The following is a 15,119-nucleotide window of genomic DNA, read 5'->3' on the forward strand; positions in this document are numbered from 1 at the left end:
AGGCGATCTCGGCAAAACCAGGCGATCTCGGCGGAAGCGGGTGGGGCTATGGCTGAAGCGTGATCGCGTGTTCAGCAGATTTCGCGAGTGACGCCGCTTCGATTGCGAGGGTTTCACGCACCGCAAGCACCGCAGGTGACTCCGAGTTCGAAGAGCGAGCCGCAGTGAAGATTGATCGGTGCGGGTCACCGGGCAACTCAACCATTCGCAGCCGCGTCTCGGCCCGGACGAGTCCGGGCAGCAACGCAACCGCATTGCCTGATTCCACGAGTCGAACGTGTGCTTGAAGGTCTGCGGTTTCATAGCGCACATCCGGCTCGAAGCCTGCGGTGCGGCAAGCCTGCTCCGCCCAGTGACGCGAAGCTGCGCCGCGCGGCTCCATCACCCATGGCAATAACGCTGCATCTTCAAGACGCCCGACAAGATCGAAATCGGCGTCAGCCGCGCCTACCCGGGGCAGCGCAAGTTGAATGGTATCGAAGGTGAGCGGCGCATGATCGAGCCCGGCAAATTGTGCCGTCGCATGCCCCGGATACTGCTCGGCAACCACAAGGTCGAAGCCGCGCACACTTGTTTCGTGTAGCGCAGTCTCGGGTTCATGCTGCACCATCTCGACCCGCAAACTCGGATACTCGGTGCGGAGTCTTCTCAATGCCTGCGGCATGATCGCAAGCACCGCAGTCTGAAACACCGCGATTCGGATCGATCCCGCCACCTCGCCACGCACCCGATGGGCAGCGGTTTCTGCACGTTCGAGGCCAGCGAGCAAAGCTGCGGTTTCACTCACAAGCGCGTCGGCCGCTGCGGTGAGTTCGAGGGTGCGACCTACCCGCCGAAAGAGCGGGGTGCCCACCTCGCGTTCAAGTAATGCGAGTTGCTGCGATACCGCAGAGGGTGTGTAGTTCAATGCCTCGGCAACCTGCACCACCGTACCGCGTTCGGAGAGTTCCCAAAGCAAGCGCAAGCGTTTCATTTCGAGCATCGTCACCACTCCACAACAGTTAAGCCCTACTTAACATTATTGCTCAGAAAGGATCGCTTTACTTCAAGCTTTTCAAGATCCACACTTGGCTCATCGGGCAAGAGTCCTCGCAGCCGCGCGAAACTCGCACCCCGACAGGAAAGGAACACCGTTGTCTCAGGCAACCCCACGCCCCCAGGATCTCGCCGACGAGTCCGTCAAGCTCGCTCGCAAGTGGATTACCGAAGCTGCAAGCATCCCGGCCGACGCTTCAGCCGCGCGTCTTGCCGGTGTGCTGCGCGATCCAAACGGCCTCGATTTCACTGTCGGTTTTGTTGACGGGGTTGTTCGCCCAGAAGATCTTGATGTCGCCGCCAAAAAGCTCAAAGAGCTCGTGCCGCTAACACCTGGTTTCCTTCCCGGCCTGATGCGTGGCGCTATCGGCTTCGGAGGTGCACTCGCGAAACCAATGCCTGGCGTTGTGGTGCCAATCGCGCGCAAAGTGCTGCGTCAAATGGTGAGTCACCTCATCATCGATGCGACCGATTCGAAGCTTGGCCCGGCCATTGCGAAGATCAAGCGCGATGACCTTCGCCTCAATGTAAATCTTCTCGGCGAGGCGATTCTTGGCCAGGGTGAGGCAGAGCGTCGGCTCGCCGGCACCCACAAATTGCTCGACCGGCCAGACATTGACTACGTATCGATTAAAGTCTCGTCAACCGTCGCGCCGCACAATCACTGGGCATTCGATGAGGCAATCAATCACATTGAAGACCAACTGGTTCCACTATTCGAGCGTGCCGCAGCGGCCTCACCGCAAAAGTTCATCAACCTCGATATGGAAGAGTACAAAGACCTCAACCTCACGCTTGAAGTATTCACCAGGATCCTCGACCGTCCCGAGTTTCTGAACCTTGAAGCAGGCATCGTGTTGCAGGCCTACTTACCCGACGCACTCGGCGCAATGATGCGTTTACAAGACTGGTCTGCTGCCAGGGTCGCACGCGGTGGTGCCGCAATTAAGGTACGCCTGGTCAAGGGCGCAAACCTACCCATGGAACTCGTCGATGCCGCAATCCACGGCTGGCCAGCAGCCACATGGGGATCAAAGCAAGATTCAGATACCAGCTACAAAGCAGTTCTTGACTACGCCCTCACTCCAGAGCGCGTAAAACATGTGCGTCTCGGGGTCGCTGGTCACAACCTTTTTGACCTCGCGCTCGCCTGGTTGCTCGCTAAGGGCCGCGGCGCTGAATCAGACCTCGAAGTCGAAATGTTGCTAGGCATGGCAACCGGACAGGCCGAAGCAGTGCGACGTGATGTAGGCGGCCTCTTGCTCTACGTGCCAGTGGTGCATCCAGCAGAATTTGATGTCGCAATTTCTTATCTGATTCGCCGTCTTGAAGAGGGCGCAAGCCAGGAAAACTTTATGTCGGCCGTCTTCGAGCTGAACGACAATTCTCAGCTCTTCAAGCGCGAGAAAAACAGATTCCTTGCCTCGCTCGCAGCGCTTGAGCAGATCACCGCAGATGGCGATCCAGCGAATTTCTCGGTGCCACCGCCGAACCGTTTTCAGGATCGCAGGTTCTATGATCAGGCCGGTGCCGAAGCGCGCATAGCCGCACTCGTCGATCAGGGCCGAGTCGGTGACTTTGAAAACACCCCGGACAGCGATCCCGACCTTCCAGGCAACCACCTCTGGGGTCGCGATATTGCCGATCGGATGGTTGCTTCGCAGCTCGGCAACGACCTTGTTGCGAATGCCCTCGTTGACTCGGCAAACGCTCTTGAGGAGATCATTGCGCGCGGTGTCGCCGCGGCTGAGAGTTGGCAGGCGCTCGGGGCCGACGAGCGCGCTCGAATTCTTTATCGTGCTGGCGAGAAGCTCGAAGAACGGCGCGCACAATTGCTTGAGGTGATGGGTTCCGAATGCGGCAAGACACTCGATCAGGGTGACCCAGAGGTCTCTGAAGCAATCGACTTTGCCAATTACTATGCAATGCTCGGGCAAGTATTGGAGCAGGTCGACGGCGCTACGTACAAACCACAAAAGCTCACCGCGGTCATTCCACCCTGGAATTTTCCTGTGGCGATCCCAGCCGGTGGCGCGCTTGCGGCACTCGCTGCTGGCTCATCGGTCATCATCAAACCAGCTTCGAACTCTGCCCGCTCGGGTGCCGTCATGGTCGAAGCGTTGTGGGCGGCTGGAGTCCCGCGAGATGTCTTGCAATTTGTGCAATTCGCTGATCGTGGCCTCGGCTCACAGCTCGTCGCCGATCCGCGTATCGACCGGCTGATCTTGACCGGCGCATATGAGACAGCTGTCAAGTTCCGTGAGCTGCGCGCAGACCTGCCGATCCTCGCTGAGACCAGTGGCAAAAACGCAATGATCGTCACACCCAACGCAGATCTTGACCTCGCCGCAAAAGATGTTGTGCAATCAGCATTCGGGCATGCCGGCCAGAAATGCTCGGCGGCATCACTCGTGATCCTTGTCGGCTCAGTCGCTACCTCAAAACGTTTCCGCGGTCAGCTGATCGATGCGGCCAGCTCACTAAAAGTTGGCACCCCGGAAAACCTTGAAACCCAGATTGGTACCATCATCACCGCCCCCGACGGCAAGCTGCTGCGCGGCCTGACAACGCTGAGCGCAGGTGAAAAGTGGCTACTCGAGCCCCATCCGCTCGAAAGCGAAAGCCCCCTTGCTTATGACAAACAGGGCGGCAACAAGCTCTGGAGTCTAGGAGTGCGCGAGGGTGTGCAGCGGGGTTCGGAATACCACCTCACCGAATACTTTGGCCCGATCCTTGGCATTATGACCGCAGATACCCTCGACGAGGCTATCGACATGGTGAATGAGATTGACTACGGCCTGACAAGCGGCCTGCACTCCCTCGATCGCGAGGAAATTGCCCTGTGGTTGAATCGGGTTCAGACGGGCAACCTCTATGTGAACCGTGGCATCACCGGCGCAATCGTTCGACGCCAACCATTTGGCGGCTGGAAGAAATCGGCAATTGGCGTGGGTACAAAAGCTGGCGGCCCAAGCTATCTCTACGGCCTCGGCGAGTGGATCGACGCACCAGTCACTGCCGCTCTGACGGCACCGCTGCAGAGTGTGGCACCGATCCTGAGCGCTGCACAGCAGTCAGGAATAGCTAAAGCTGAGCTCGATTGGCTACGCGCGGCTCTCGGAACTGATGCCAGCGCTTGGAAGTCTGAGTTTGGGATCGCACGAGACGCCTCATGCGTTGGTATTGAACGCAATCTGCTCCGTTACTGTGTGGTGCCAGTCACGATTCGAGCGGCAGATGATGTGCCGTTCCACCAGCTTGTTCGTGCTGTTGCCGCCGGTGTCGCTGCGGGCAGCACTTCGACTGTGAGCACACCAAGCGCACTCCCTGAGCCGATCAGCACCGCGTTGAGGGCGGCGGGTGTTGAGCTTTTCCATGAAGACGATCAGGCCTGGGCCGCTCGCCTTGGCAGGATGGCCGCTCAGCACGGCCCCAGTGCGAGCGCGCGCGTACGTCTACTCGCTGGGGCGAGCAAGGCAAAGGCCCTGCAATTGATTACCGAAGCCACCGGCGGCAAACCCGACATTGCGGTGTACAGCAATGACGTTGTCTCTGCCGGACGGGTAGAGATGCTGCCGTTTCTGCACGAGCAGGCGATCTCAATCACGGCACACCGCTTTGGCACACCAAACAAGCTGACTGAAGGCATCCTCTAGAGCCTTCACTAGCGGGGTCGGGGAGCAAAAACTCCTCGGCCCTGAACGAAATACAACAGGGCAATAAAAAAGCCCCCGGCGCAAACCGGGGGCTTTTCTCACTGTGACCCCAGCGGGATTCGAACCCGCGTTACCGCCGTGAGAGGGCTGACGCAGCCTAATCTGAGGGCTCGATTCGGGCACGATTCCGCATAATTCCGGGGTTTTTGATGCTCGTCATGGTCGCTCAATTCCCCTCGTTTCAGATGCAACGTGTCCAAAATGTGTCCAAATTTCGATGAGTTCCTGACGGTGGCGGTTCGATCCGCTCGCGCCCCGACCATGATGAAGGCGACATCGAGAAAGGAACGAAAATGGACGATCTGATGAGCATCGACAAGGTCAGCGAAGAGTCCGGCTTCACCCGCCAGCGGCTCGCAAAGATGAGGTGGTTGGGCGGCGATGCGACTACGCCGTTCATCAAGTTGAGCCGCACCGATATTCGGTACAGTCGCGCCGACGTGGTCGAGTGGTTCGAGTCGCGGAAACTGACGAGCACCGCTGCCGCAATCTGACTAGCGACAGAGCATGATCGTGCAGATCGAAAAGGGTGCAACCCCCGCCTGCCAGGCTCGAAAGGATGCGAAAACATCACCTGGGGCGGGGGCTGCGGGTCAGGGCACCACCCCTGACCGTCTGGGTCAGCCGCAAGCGGCGCGTAGCGCTTCGTTCTCTTAGGCTGTCGGGGCGCGATAGTTATCCACGTAGAACCCCCAAGTCTTCATTGTGAAATACTGCGCGGTGATTTCGGTGTTCAACCCCGCACTCATGCAGTTGTCTGAGCGGTAGGTCACCGCGTGAGCGATCTCGTGACGAACGACCATGCGAGCACGCTCTCCGCCAGCATTGGCTACCACGTTTGCAATGCGGACGTGGTTGACACTGCCGTAGCTGATGTTGCCGTCGATGTAGGAGACGCCTACGCCCCACGCAGCAGCTTCGGACTCAATCCAGTGGCGGAAGGATCCGCCACCGGAGTAACCAGAGCCACCACCGTAGCTTGCGCGGGCAGCTTCCTCAGCGGCGACGCGCTCCGCTTCGATGCGGGCGTCTTCCGCATCCTGCCAGGCGGTGACCTCGTCAGTGATGACCTGGCTCGCACTTGCGATCTTCGGAGTAGCCGTGGCGATGCTCTGCTCGACGACCTCACGGAAGTCTGCGCCGGTTGCGGTGTGAGCGTCGGTCTTGACCGTGAACTCGTCGAGGATCTCCTGGAGCTTGTTCCGCGATTCCTGCGACGCCTTATCGGCTGACGATACGACGAGCGGTGCTGCGGTGCCGATCCGGTCTTCTCTACCTCCGAGTCGATCCACGTCACCGCAGAGGGTGAGTTCACCTCCGAGAGCTTCGTGCCCGAGGAGTTCGGCAAGTACCTCTGGATCGAGACGCTGACCACGATCCCTGCGGAAAGCGAGGAAGCCCTCGTCATCCACCGTGGTGAGTGCGGCATCGCCGAAGAGTCCAGCGTGATCGTGGACGTGACCACCAAGGCTCAGACCGACAATGGCGACCAGACAGTAGACCTTGGGGAGCAGACCTGGGACAAGGCGATCCTCAACGGCTACGTGCCGGAGGGAGCGACGGTCACCATCCGTGGATACCGCGCAGATGCGAGCGTGACGGTTGCCGAGGCGTGTACCGAATCGAACATGGCCTACGAGTGGACGAGCGAGAAGCTGCAGGGTGGCATGGTCGAGAACTTGGAGATCGACTCCGCCAAGTTCACCCCGGAGAAGATGACCTCTGACACGAAGTTGTACTTCGTCGAAACCACTCGCGATGCACTTGGGCGCACAGTGAGCACCGGTGAATGTGGCGATCCTGACGAGATACTTCACGTCGAAGGCGGAGACGGTGTGATCGCTTGGACTGGTGGTGATGCTTCACCCGCACTGTGGGTCGGTGGAGCAGCGCTCCTCGGACTCTTCGGAGCAGCAGCGGTCTACATGATCCGCCGCCGCGCAACTGCATAATCCACCACGAGGGCAGATTCGACCCCGACCCCGGTGCTACTCAGCGTCAGCGTCGGGGTCGAACTGTTCCATGCGTTCGGGCTCACTCATCCACAAGCACTCGATTTCGTCACAGCCCAGATACAAGCCCATCTCTGCTTCAAAGACGCGCGCCATCGCACCGCACTCTGGGCAGATCGCGGGAGAGACGGTCATGCCGCCGAAGATACTCGCACACGGCGGCGAGTAGTCGAACTCGACACGATTGCGCTCGGGCTCGCTATGAGACACCGCCACGGAGCCGCGCCAGATCATCGAAGATCTTGCGGCGCTCTGGATCGAGGGGATGCACCGGCTCATATCCGCGACGAGACCAGAACAGCCCTGCGGAGTCCCGGAAGGAAATCTCGGGGAGGAAGTGACTCTCGATCTCTGGAGTGGCGATACAAATGCGCGTTGTCTTCTCGCCCGGTCGAATGAACTCTGAGCCGATGGAACCCGGCACGATCGCCTGCTTCCGAAGGTCGTACAACTGCGTCTGAAAAGCACCGATCACTTCGGTGCTGCCGTTGATGATCTCGATGTCGATGATCTGCATGTCTTCGAGAGCGATGTACTCATGCGGACGATCAGGATCGCTACCGAGGACGTTCCCGCCGACCTGCGTCATCGAATACTCACCATCCCGGCGCGAGATCGGGTCACCCTTACGGTAGATCGCGCCTCCAAGAACGGACGCATAGACGAGCCGTGCCTGCGCTTCGTTCCGCGCTCTGACATCTTCGGCGTACACCGCCTGAGCGATCCGATTCGCCTCCGAGCTTGCCTCGTTTGCCTTGCGACTGAACCCGAGTGCGATTCCCGCGACGACGACCGCACCGAGCGTCACGACAACCATCGCCCAATCGGCTACCGAACCTGCCAACATCCACCCTCCTCCCTACGTCTCGTTCTAATGGTAGCCGCGCCGACCATGATGTCCGCAAGACGACCGGTTGACGGACGTTTGGGCAACCCGCGTAAATCCGCAGATATCAATGTCCGCAAACCCCGTCCGTCAATTCAAAACCACGGACACCTTTGGAGGACACCATGCTGATCGGATACGCACGAGTCTCAACGACCGAGCAGAACCTCGACCTCCAGACCGATGCGCTCCTCAGAGCGGGATGCGAGAAGGTATTCGTCGACCACGGCGTCAGTGGCACCAAGGCTCCGTTGAGCCGCCCGGAGTTCGCAGACCTCTGGAAGCAGCTGCGTGACGGGGATGTGCTTGTGATCTATCGTCTTGACCGCCTCGCGCGTAACGCTCGCTCTGCACTGGAGATTGTCGAAGGTCTCGACGAGAAGGGCGTCGCGCTGCGCTCGCTCAACGACGGCATCTCCACAGAAGGGGCGACCTCACGCTTGATCCTGACAATCATGGCAGCGGTGGCACAGCTTGAGGTCGAGATTCTGCGGGAGCGTACCCGTGACGGACTCGAAGCGGCTCGTGCACGCGGGCAGAAGCTCGGGCGGCGAGAAGCCCTGACAAACGAGCAGAAGGAGCACGCACGTTCGCTCCGCGCCGACGGCAAGTCGCTCCGCGAGATCGCGCGCCTCCTCGGTGTGGGGAAGACCACGATCGCGAAGGTCGTGGAACTACCGTGACCGCTATTCTGCGGGCGAAGGTTGCAGAAAGATCGGCTCCCCGCTGAACTCGATGCGGTCGCCGACGAACTGGAAACTGAGTGGATCAGGTTCCGGCAGATCGTCTGGGACGAACTTGGCGTCGTCAGGGTGGTGGTAAATCCATTCGCGGGCACCCCGCACTGTCATCTCATTGAAGAGCTTCTCGACGGCGGCGGTGCCCTGCATCGTCTGATCGAAATGACCAGCGCGTACACGCTCGACCGGAACAAGGTCTGCAAACACCATCGGGTCGGACATCAGGATGCCGACTTTTCGCGACAAAGGGAACGTGATGCCCCACGCCGTCATGAAACCAGTCCCACCCCACGGGTCATCGTCGTCATCGGGATGCGGGATGAGCCCGACTGGGGAGTCCGATACGATCAATGACCGTTGCTCGAACCGATGAACCGTCCAGGGTCGACCCGAGATGTACGGCAGAAGCTGCTCTGCCGTCATGACAATTTGCTTCACAAACTTGAGGTTCGTCATCGACACAAGGGTCGCCCCAGGCTCCATGACTCGATCCCAGAGTGCATCGACCTCCGCGTCTGTTGCCTCGCGTCCCTGACTCTCCGCGATTCTGCGACGCAACGCTGGTTTCCCACCCGCGCCGATCTGCATTCGTAGAGCTTCGCTCGCAACGTGCTCCATGCTCCGCTTCATTTCCGGACCACGCGCGGCTTGGAGCGCAATGAAAAACGCGAGCCCGTTACGATCCTCTTCGGTCAACCGCGTTCGCCCTTCGATCACTTGGCGAATGATCCGGCTCGCGTCGCCTTCCACCTCGCTCAGTATCTTTTCGAATGCGTCAGGCGCTTGTCCGACAGCATCTACGGAGTACAGGTGTTTCTTTGCCGCGACCGATTTCGTCGTTGCTGTGAAGGTTGTGTCGCCAGGCAGTCGGACAGCGCAAATCAAGTCTTTGTCGGTGGCGAACCCGCGCAGCAGCATCCTCGGCACAAAATGATGCCACTTTGCGGGGTTTTGCTCTGCGCTCACGGTGTGCGACCTAAGACCTGTGTAGAGGAAAGCGACGCCGCCGCCGAAGGTATGAATCTGGCATCATCCAGTCATCGAAGAACTCTGTGAATACCGGTAAGCCACGCCCATAGTCAAGGGTGCTGATTGTGTGCGACAGGAACCGGATGGGTCGGATCGCGAGGAGCATCCCCTCGACGCCGATCCGTTTGTCGTCCTGCAACTGCGTCGTCATCGCTTCGAAAGAACTCAACCGGTCGCCGCTAAGTGAGACGTGATCGATGATTGCCAGCGGCACGTTCTCATCCATGTATCGAGCAAACCCGCGATGCATGGCGTCTTGCCGTTGTTGACCAGGGTTCACGCGACGCTCCGGAACGTAAGTGCGAACGAGCGTCACCCACCGCGAGATCGGATCATCAATCGTTGCGCCGTCACCCTGCGTAAGACGGTTGAGGTTGTAGTAGCGATCCTTCTCAGCGAACTTGTTGAGAAAGCCGACGACCGCTTTCGACCCTGCATTTGCAGAAGGTGCGTCAACGAGGTCAACGCCATTTGCCGACGCAACTGCCTCAACATCGCGGACGAGGCGCGTCAGATTGTGACGGTAGTTCTCCACTTCACCCGGCGGTGGGAAGCGACCCGTCCGTTGATACTGATCGCAAACAAGGATTAGCTTGCTTAGTCGTTCAATACCCTGAGACAGCCCGAAGAACGCCTCATACATGCGCCCTGGATCACCGAAGAAGGAGTGTCGGATCGATGTCGTCCCTGCACCCAGTAGCGCCCGCGTCAAGTGCGCCTCCTGGATAATGGCACGCTGGATTGCTGTTTGGTCGGGGCGCGCTGAGGGCGTGGAGGGCGTCATCAACCCAAGACCTCCAGCGCAGGCAATCCCTTGACGATCTTGACGGTCTCGACGCTCACCGTGGTGATGCGCTTAATGAGGTCGAGGATGTAGCGGGGGTCGCCATGTTCGTCGCCCCACGCGTTCGGGTCGTTGATGATGCCGGACGCTTTGTCGGTCTTGACTTGGTAGCGCTCAACGATCCAGTCAAGCGCTGAGCGCGAGCCGAGCAGGTACTCGTGCGCCTCCTCCGGGATGCCAGTGATTGTGATGTCGTCGTTGTAGATGATGGTGGTCTTGTCATCCTTGCGACCATCCTTCGCGTAGCGCATCTTCGTCACGCGCAACGAGGCGTTGGGCTTCACGTTCTCCGTCAGCGCATACGGCTCCACGGTCTCGTAGTTGAGGTGGAGATCAGAGAGCGCACGACCCGCCGCAACGAACTCCTTGAACGCCTTCACCTTAGGGATGCGGGGCAGCATTTTCATGAGGTCAGCTTCGAAATCGGCGCGGTACTCCCGCGAATGGAGTAGCCCGTAGACATAGAAGAAGATGTCGTCCTTCGAAGTCTTCACACCGTATGCGTTTCGATAGTCGACCAGAATCTCATCTGTGATGTTGTCAATCCGTTCGAATGCTGGGCTATCACCTTCATCGAAGATGTCGAGCGCGCGCGAGTCCACGACGACGGGGCGGTAGCTGAAGCGCGGAAAGAACTGCCCCCCGCTCCCCGCTCCAGTCACATGCAAATCCGGGAGACAGTCGAGCATCAACACGGAGAACGGAACGGCAGACCCCGCGCCGACGTAATAGATTCCGATGTTCTCTGTATCTTGACTCGGAAACGCCTCGTTGAGCTTGTAGACCATGTCGTTGAGATCACGGTCGAAAACTACGTGCTGTTTCTGGAATGCTCGGTACATCGCAGTCCGCGAAGTAGACTGCCCGGTCGGTAGCTTTTCGCCCCGGTCTAGTCGTGTAGCATCAGCGCGATTCCAACTCATTTGCGTCGCATCTACGTTCCGTTTGAACGCTTGCCCCCGTCTAGCAGCGAGAGCCCGCCGATCGACTTCGCCGTTGAAGAACGCGACCATCGCGCTCACATTCTGCGACAGGTCTTTCTCGGAGAAGCTATAGACCCAAGAATCCCGAGCAGTCGCAAGTCCACGCCCGTAAGACTCAAATACCCGAGTCTCACGCGCCTTGGCTTTATCTTTCTCTCCGATCGGAGCGAACTTCGCGAAGTCATCGTTACGCTTGTTGATCCAGTCGCCTTCGGGAGTCGGATCGATTAGCTTCCAGGGAATGACACTCGCAGAGCCGAAGGCGCTGATCTTGCCGAGCTTCTGCGCCGTGTCGAGATAGTCGCCGATGTCATAGTAGTGAAGCTTGCCGGGGAGCTGTTGCTTCGGGTTCTTGACAAGTAGTGCAATCGCAATAGTCGCGCGAGACCCAGACCCAAAGACCTTTCCCCCTTCCTTGCGAGACTGCTCACCAGCCGTTCGCTGATTCCCTCGTAGGTTGAAGACGTAGACGCTCGTAAACTCGTCCATCAGGCTCAGACGAAGACCATCAGCGGTATTACCGTCGATGTACCCACCGTTGGAGACATATCCAACAATGCCGTTGTCCCCCACGCGATCGGAAGCCCAACGAATCGCACGTATGTAGGAGTCGTAGAGATTGTTCTTATTCGTCGCGGTCGAACGCGCTGCATAGGAATCACGGATGTGTGAGTCGAGCGTCGGATACGAGTTGTTCTGGTTGTCGTCGTTCCCCGAAGTCTGCCCCTTCGAGTATGGCGGATTCCCGATCACCACACGGATGTCGCGTTCCTTCTGCGCTACTACACGATCGTTGTTCGTCTTGAACACGCCCATGTCATCGAGTTCGTCATCGTCCTCAAACATTTGGAAGGTGTCGGTTAGGACGATGCCATCGAACGGCACGTAGTTGCCGCCCTGGAGTGAGTGGTAGGTCTCCTCGATGTTGATTGCAGCAACGTAATACGCGAGCAGCACGATCTCGTTCGCGTGAAGCTCATAGCGGTACTTCCGCGCGAGATCATGCGGCTTGATGAGCCCCGACTGGAGCAGGCGCACGATAAATGTCCCCGTCCCGGTGAACGGGTCGAGGATGTGCACACCTTCATCGGAGAGCGAGGTGTCGAACTCATCTTTCAGAATGTCGTTGACGCTATGGATGATGAAATCCACGATCTCGTTCGGGGTATAGACGATGCCGAGCTTTTCACTTGTGCGAGAAAACGCCGTCGAGAAGAACTTCTCGTAAAGTTCCTTCACGATCGTTTGCTTCGCGCCGGGGTCGTCGATACCGGCAGCACGGGTGCGCACGCTTTCATAGAACTTCTCGAGCTTTACCGTCTCGGTGTCGAGATTCGCTTCGTCAAGAACCTTGACCATCTGGTTCATCACCTGCGAGACAGGGTTGTTCTCTGAGAACTCGTACCCCTCGAACAGTGCGTCGAACACGGGCTGCGTGATGAGATGCTGCGAAAGCATCTGCACCGCGTCGTTGTGAGAAATGTCGGGGTTCAGGTTGAGACGCAGCCCCTCGGTGAACGCCTCGAACTCTTCTCGAATTAGCTTGTTCTCACCACCGATGAGCGCTTCGATGCGAGTGGTGTGAGCCTCAGCGATCGAGGCAACGTCCTTCGCCCAGTTCTCCCAATATCGTCGCTCGCCGACCTTCTGCACGATCTTGGAGAGAATCGCATCGCGCCACGCCTCGATCTTCGAGAAGTCGAGCTGGAGCGCGGTGTTGATCTTGTCCGCACCCTTGGTTGCGGTGTCTTCTTCGTCTTCGCTCTTGCCGCCGCCAGCGCCAATGACATCGACCATAAGCCGGTTGGTCTTCTTGGTGAGGTCGATCTTGTTGACCTCGGCGTCGAAACGCTCGTCGTGCGCGCGGAGCGCCTGGAGCACCTGCCAGACCACTCGGTACTTATCGTTGTTGTTCAGAGCTTGATCGGGTTCAACATCGCTTGGGACTGCGATCGGGAGAATGACGTACCCGAACTTCTTGCCCTTCATCTTCCGCATCACTCGACCAACGGACTGCACCACATCGACCACAGACTTACGCGGGTTCATGAACATCACCGCGTCAAGGGCGGGAACGTCCACACCCTCAGACAGGCACTTTGCGTTCGAGAGAATACGCACGGTATTCTCCGGTGATGGCTGTTTCAGCCAGTCGATCTTCTCGTTGCGCACGAGCATTGACTGGGTGCCATCGACGTGTTGCGACTCTGTGTGAAGCAGCTTCGAGGTGTCTTCACCGGACGCTTCGAGGCGTTGGATTTCGCCCTCGATGACGTGCTGGAACGCGTCGGAGAGCCTGCGCGACGTGGCGATGTCCTTCGCGAACATGACTGCGCGCTGCATCGGGATGGGGTCATCCGCGTACTCGTCTTTGCGCACTGATCGTTTCGAGAGACCGTTCCAGGTGCCGACGATCTTGGCGGTGTCTTCCATCGCCAGTTCGTAGCCGTCCTGAGACATGAGCGATTGGAACTCACGCGCCACGAAGTCTTCGTCCACGGCGAGCACGAGAACCTTGTAATCGGTGAGCCGTCCCATGCTGACGGCTTCACCGAACCCGAGGCGGTGGAACTCCGGACCGTAGACCGTCTCGTCGTCCATGTCGGCGAGCTTCGCGCCGATCTCGCCCGCCTTCTTGCGGGTGCCGTCCGAGAAGATGCGCGGGGTTGCCGTCATGTAGAGGCGCTTCGCGCCCTGCACGAAGGTCTGGTCGTGCACCTTCATGAAAGCGGATTCGTCTTCTTCCGCCATCGCCGCGCCGGTGGTTCTGTGCGCCTCGTCGCAGATGATGAGATCAAACTCCGGCAGCCCGAGACCCTGAGCCTTCGAGATGACCGCGAGCGACTGATAGGTCGAGAACACGACCGTCAGCTTGTTGGATGCGTCGCCCTGGTTGAACTGAGTGATGAGCGCGTTTGCGTTGGTCGTTGCCGGGAAGGCAAGGTCACGCACCGGGATGTCTTCTTCGGTTCGACGCTTACCGACCGACACGTCAGAACACACAGCGAACGAACGCAGCGGCACCTCAGCCTGGATCGTCCACTCTTTGAGCGTCTGCGACAAGAGAGCGATCGAGGGAACGAGGAACAGCACCGTTCCGCCGAGCGGGACGGTCTTCTCAGCGAGGCGTAGCGATGTGAATGTCTTGCCGGTGCCGCACGCCATGATGAGCTTGCCCCGGTCATGTTCACCGAAGCCCTCGACCACGTTGGAGATCGCGGTCTCCTGGTAGTCGAACGGCGTCTTGTGAGCTTTCTTCGAAAGGCTCCCCGGCTCGCCCCAGACGAATTGTGACCAGTCGATCGACGATTCATCCAAGTCCTGCACGCGCAGACGCTCTACTGGGATCGTCTGGTCGGTGATCGCATCTTCGGCGTTCTTGCCCCAGGTGTCGGAGGTGGAAACGACCAGGCGTGATGTGAACTCGGGAACGTAGTCCACGGTCATCTTTCCCGAGGCGGAAAGGAACGAGTCCAGCATCCCCTTAGTCACCGTCGTCTTCGGCGCGAAGAACTTGCACTGGATCGCCGTGAGTTCACCGGTGTCGCGGCTGCGAGCCACCAAGTCGATACCCGTGTCGGGGCGGTTGCCGCGCTCCGGGTACTCAGACCAGCGCCACACCTCGTCGTAGAGCGCTTCGTACTGCGGCTCCGTCTTGAGGAACGCCTGCATCAGGCGCTCGAAGTGAGAGCCCTTGTCATACTCGTCGAAGGCAACCTTGCGGTATTGCGCAAGCACGTCGTGGATACTGCTGACACTGACATCGTTGTTAGTCACGGATGCACTCGCTTCAATTAGGGACACACTCCTTCCCAATCTATCGAGTGCCACCGTTGAACATAGAGAGCACACGCACGCACCCGCCTCCGTGAGT

Annotated in this window: 11 protein-coding genes; 4 read left to right on the top strand and 7 right to left on the bottom strand. The window is 58.9% G+C overall.

Annotated features, from left to right (window positions below; genetic code table 11):
- Nucleotides 1-46 precede the first annotated feature (46 nt).
- Entirely contained in the window at nucleotides 47-982 is a 936-nt protein-coding gene (locus QBL02_RS06265) for a LysR family transcriptional regulator (RefSeq protein WP_282725531.1), read from the bottom strand.
- A 151-nt stretch (nucleotides 983-1,133) separates the two neighbouring features.
- On the opposite strand from QBL02_RS06265, the gene QBL02_RS06270 reads away from it, so the two are divergent.
- Nucleotides 1,134-4,691 (top strand): bifunctional proline dehydrogenase/L-glutamate gamma-semialdehyde dehydrogenase, encoded by a 3,558-nt coding sequence (locus QBL02_RS06270; protein WP_282725532.1) that lies wholly within the window; start codon nucleotides 1,134-1,136, stop codon nucleotides 4,689-4,691.
- Between the two features lie 353 nt (nucleotides 4,692-5,044).
- Nucleotides 5,045-5,245 (top strand): hypothetical protein, encoded by a 201-nt coding sequence (locus QBL02_RS06275; protein WP_282725533.1) that lies wholly within the window; start codon nucleotides 5,045-5,047, stop codon nucleotides 5,243-5,245.
- 159 nt (nucleotides 5,246-5,404) lie between these two features.
- On the opposite strand, the gene QBL02_RS06280 is transcribed toward QBL02_RS06275, so the two are convergent.
- Nucleotides 5,405-6,163: a hypothetical protein gene (locus QBL02_RS06280; protein ID WP_282725534.1), complete on the bottom strand. Its 759-nt coding sequence runs from the start codon at nucleotides 6,161-6,163 to the stop codon at nucleotides 5,405-5,407.
- A gap of 33 nt (nucleotides 6,164-6,196) precedes the next feature.
- Here QBL02_RS06280 and QBL02_RS06285 point away from each other — a divergent pair, with 33 nt between their 5' ends.
- Nucleotides 6,197-6,703: a hypothetical protein gene (locus tag QBL02_RS06285; RefSeq protein WP_282725535.1), complete on the top strand. Its 507-nt coding sequence runs from the start codon at nucleotides 6,197-6,199 to the stop codon at nucleotides 6,701-6,703.
- 36 nt (nucleotides 6,704-6,739) lie between these two features.
- Here QBL02_RS06285 and QBL02_RS06290 read toward each other — a convergent pair whose 3' ends face one another.
- On the bottom strand, nucleotides 6,740-6,898 hold the full coding sequence (locus QBL02_RS06290) for a hypothetical protein (RefSeq protein ID WP_282725536.1): 159 nt from the start codon (nucleotides 6,896-6,898) through the stop codon (nucleotides 6,740-6,742).
- 64 nt (nucleotides 6,899-6,962) lie between these two features.
- The gene (locus QBL02_RS06295; RefSeq protein WP_282725537.1) at nucleotides 6,963-7,610 is read right to left on the bottom strand and encodes a hypothetical protein; all 648 of its coding nucleotides are present in this window, start codon (nucleotides 7,608-7,610) and stop codon (nucleotides 6,963-6,965) included.
- Between the two features lie 164 nt (nucleotides 7,611-7,774).
- Between QBL02_RS06295 and QBL02_RS06300 the strand changes: the two genes are divergently transcribed.
- On the top strand, nucleotides 7,775-8,332 hold the full coding sequence (locus QBL02_RS06300) for a recombinase family protein (RefSeq protein WP_282725538.1): 558 nt from the start codon (nucleotides 7,775-7,777) through the stop codon (nucleotides 8,330-8,332).
- A 3-nt stretch (nucleotides 8,333-8,335) separates the two neighbouring features.
- Here QBL02_RS06300 and QBL02_RS06305 read toward each other — a convergent pair whose 3' ends face one another.
- From QBL02_RS06305 to QBL02_RS06315, 3 genes are all read right to left on the bottom strand, one after another.
- Nucleotides 8,336-9,355 (bottom strand): DUF4238 domain-containing protein, encoded by a 1,020-nt coding sequence (locus QBL02_RS06305; protein ID WP_349238635.1) that lies wholly within the window; start codon nucleotides 9,353-9,355, stop codon nucleotides 8,336-8,338.
- Between the two features lie 10 nt (nucleotides 9,356-9,365).
- Complete coding sequence (locus QBL02_RS06310; RefSeq protein WP_282725540.1) at nucleotides 9,366-10,130, bottom strand: hypothetical protein; 765 nt, start codon at nucleotides 10,128-10,130, stop codon at nucleotides 9,366-9,368.
- Nucleotides 10,131-10,201: 71 nt separating this feature from the next.
- Nucleotides 10,202-15,022: a type ISP restriction/modification enzyme gene (locus QBL02_RS06315; RefSeq protein ID WP_282725541.1), complete on the bottom strand. Its 4,821-nt coding sequence runs from the start codon at nucleotides 15,020-15,022 to the stop codon at nucleotides 10,202-10,204.
- Between the last annotated feature and the right edge of the window lie 97 nt (nucleotides 15,023-15,119).

It is taken from the genome of Leucobacter sp. UT-8R-CII-1-4, from assembly GCF_030010235.1.
In the GTDB taxonomy this organism is placed as follows: Bacteria; Actinomycetota; Actinomycetes; order Actinomycetales; family Microbacteriaceae; genus Leucobacter.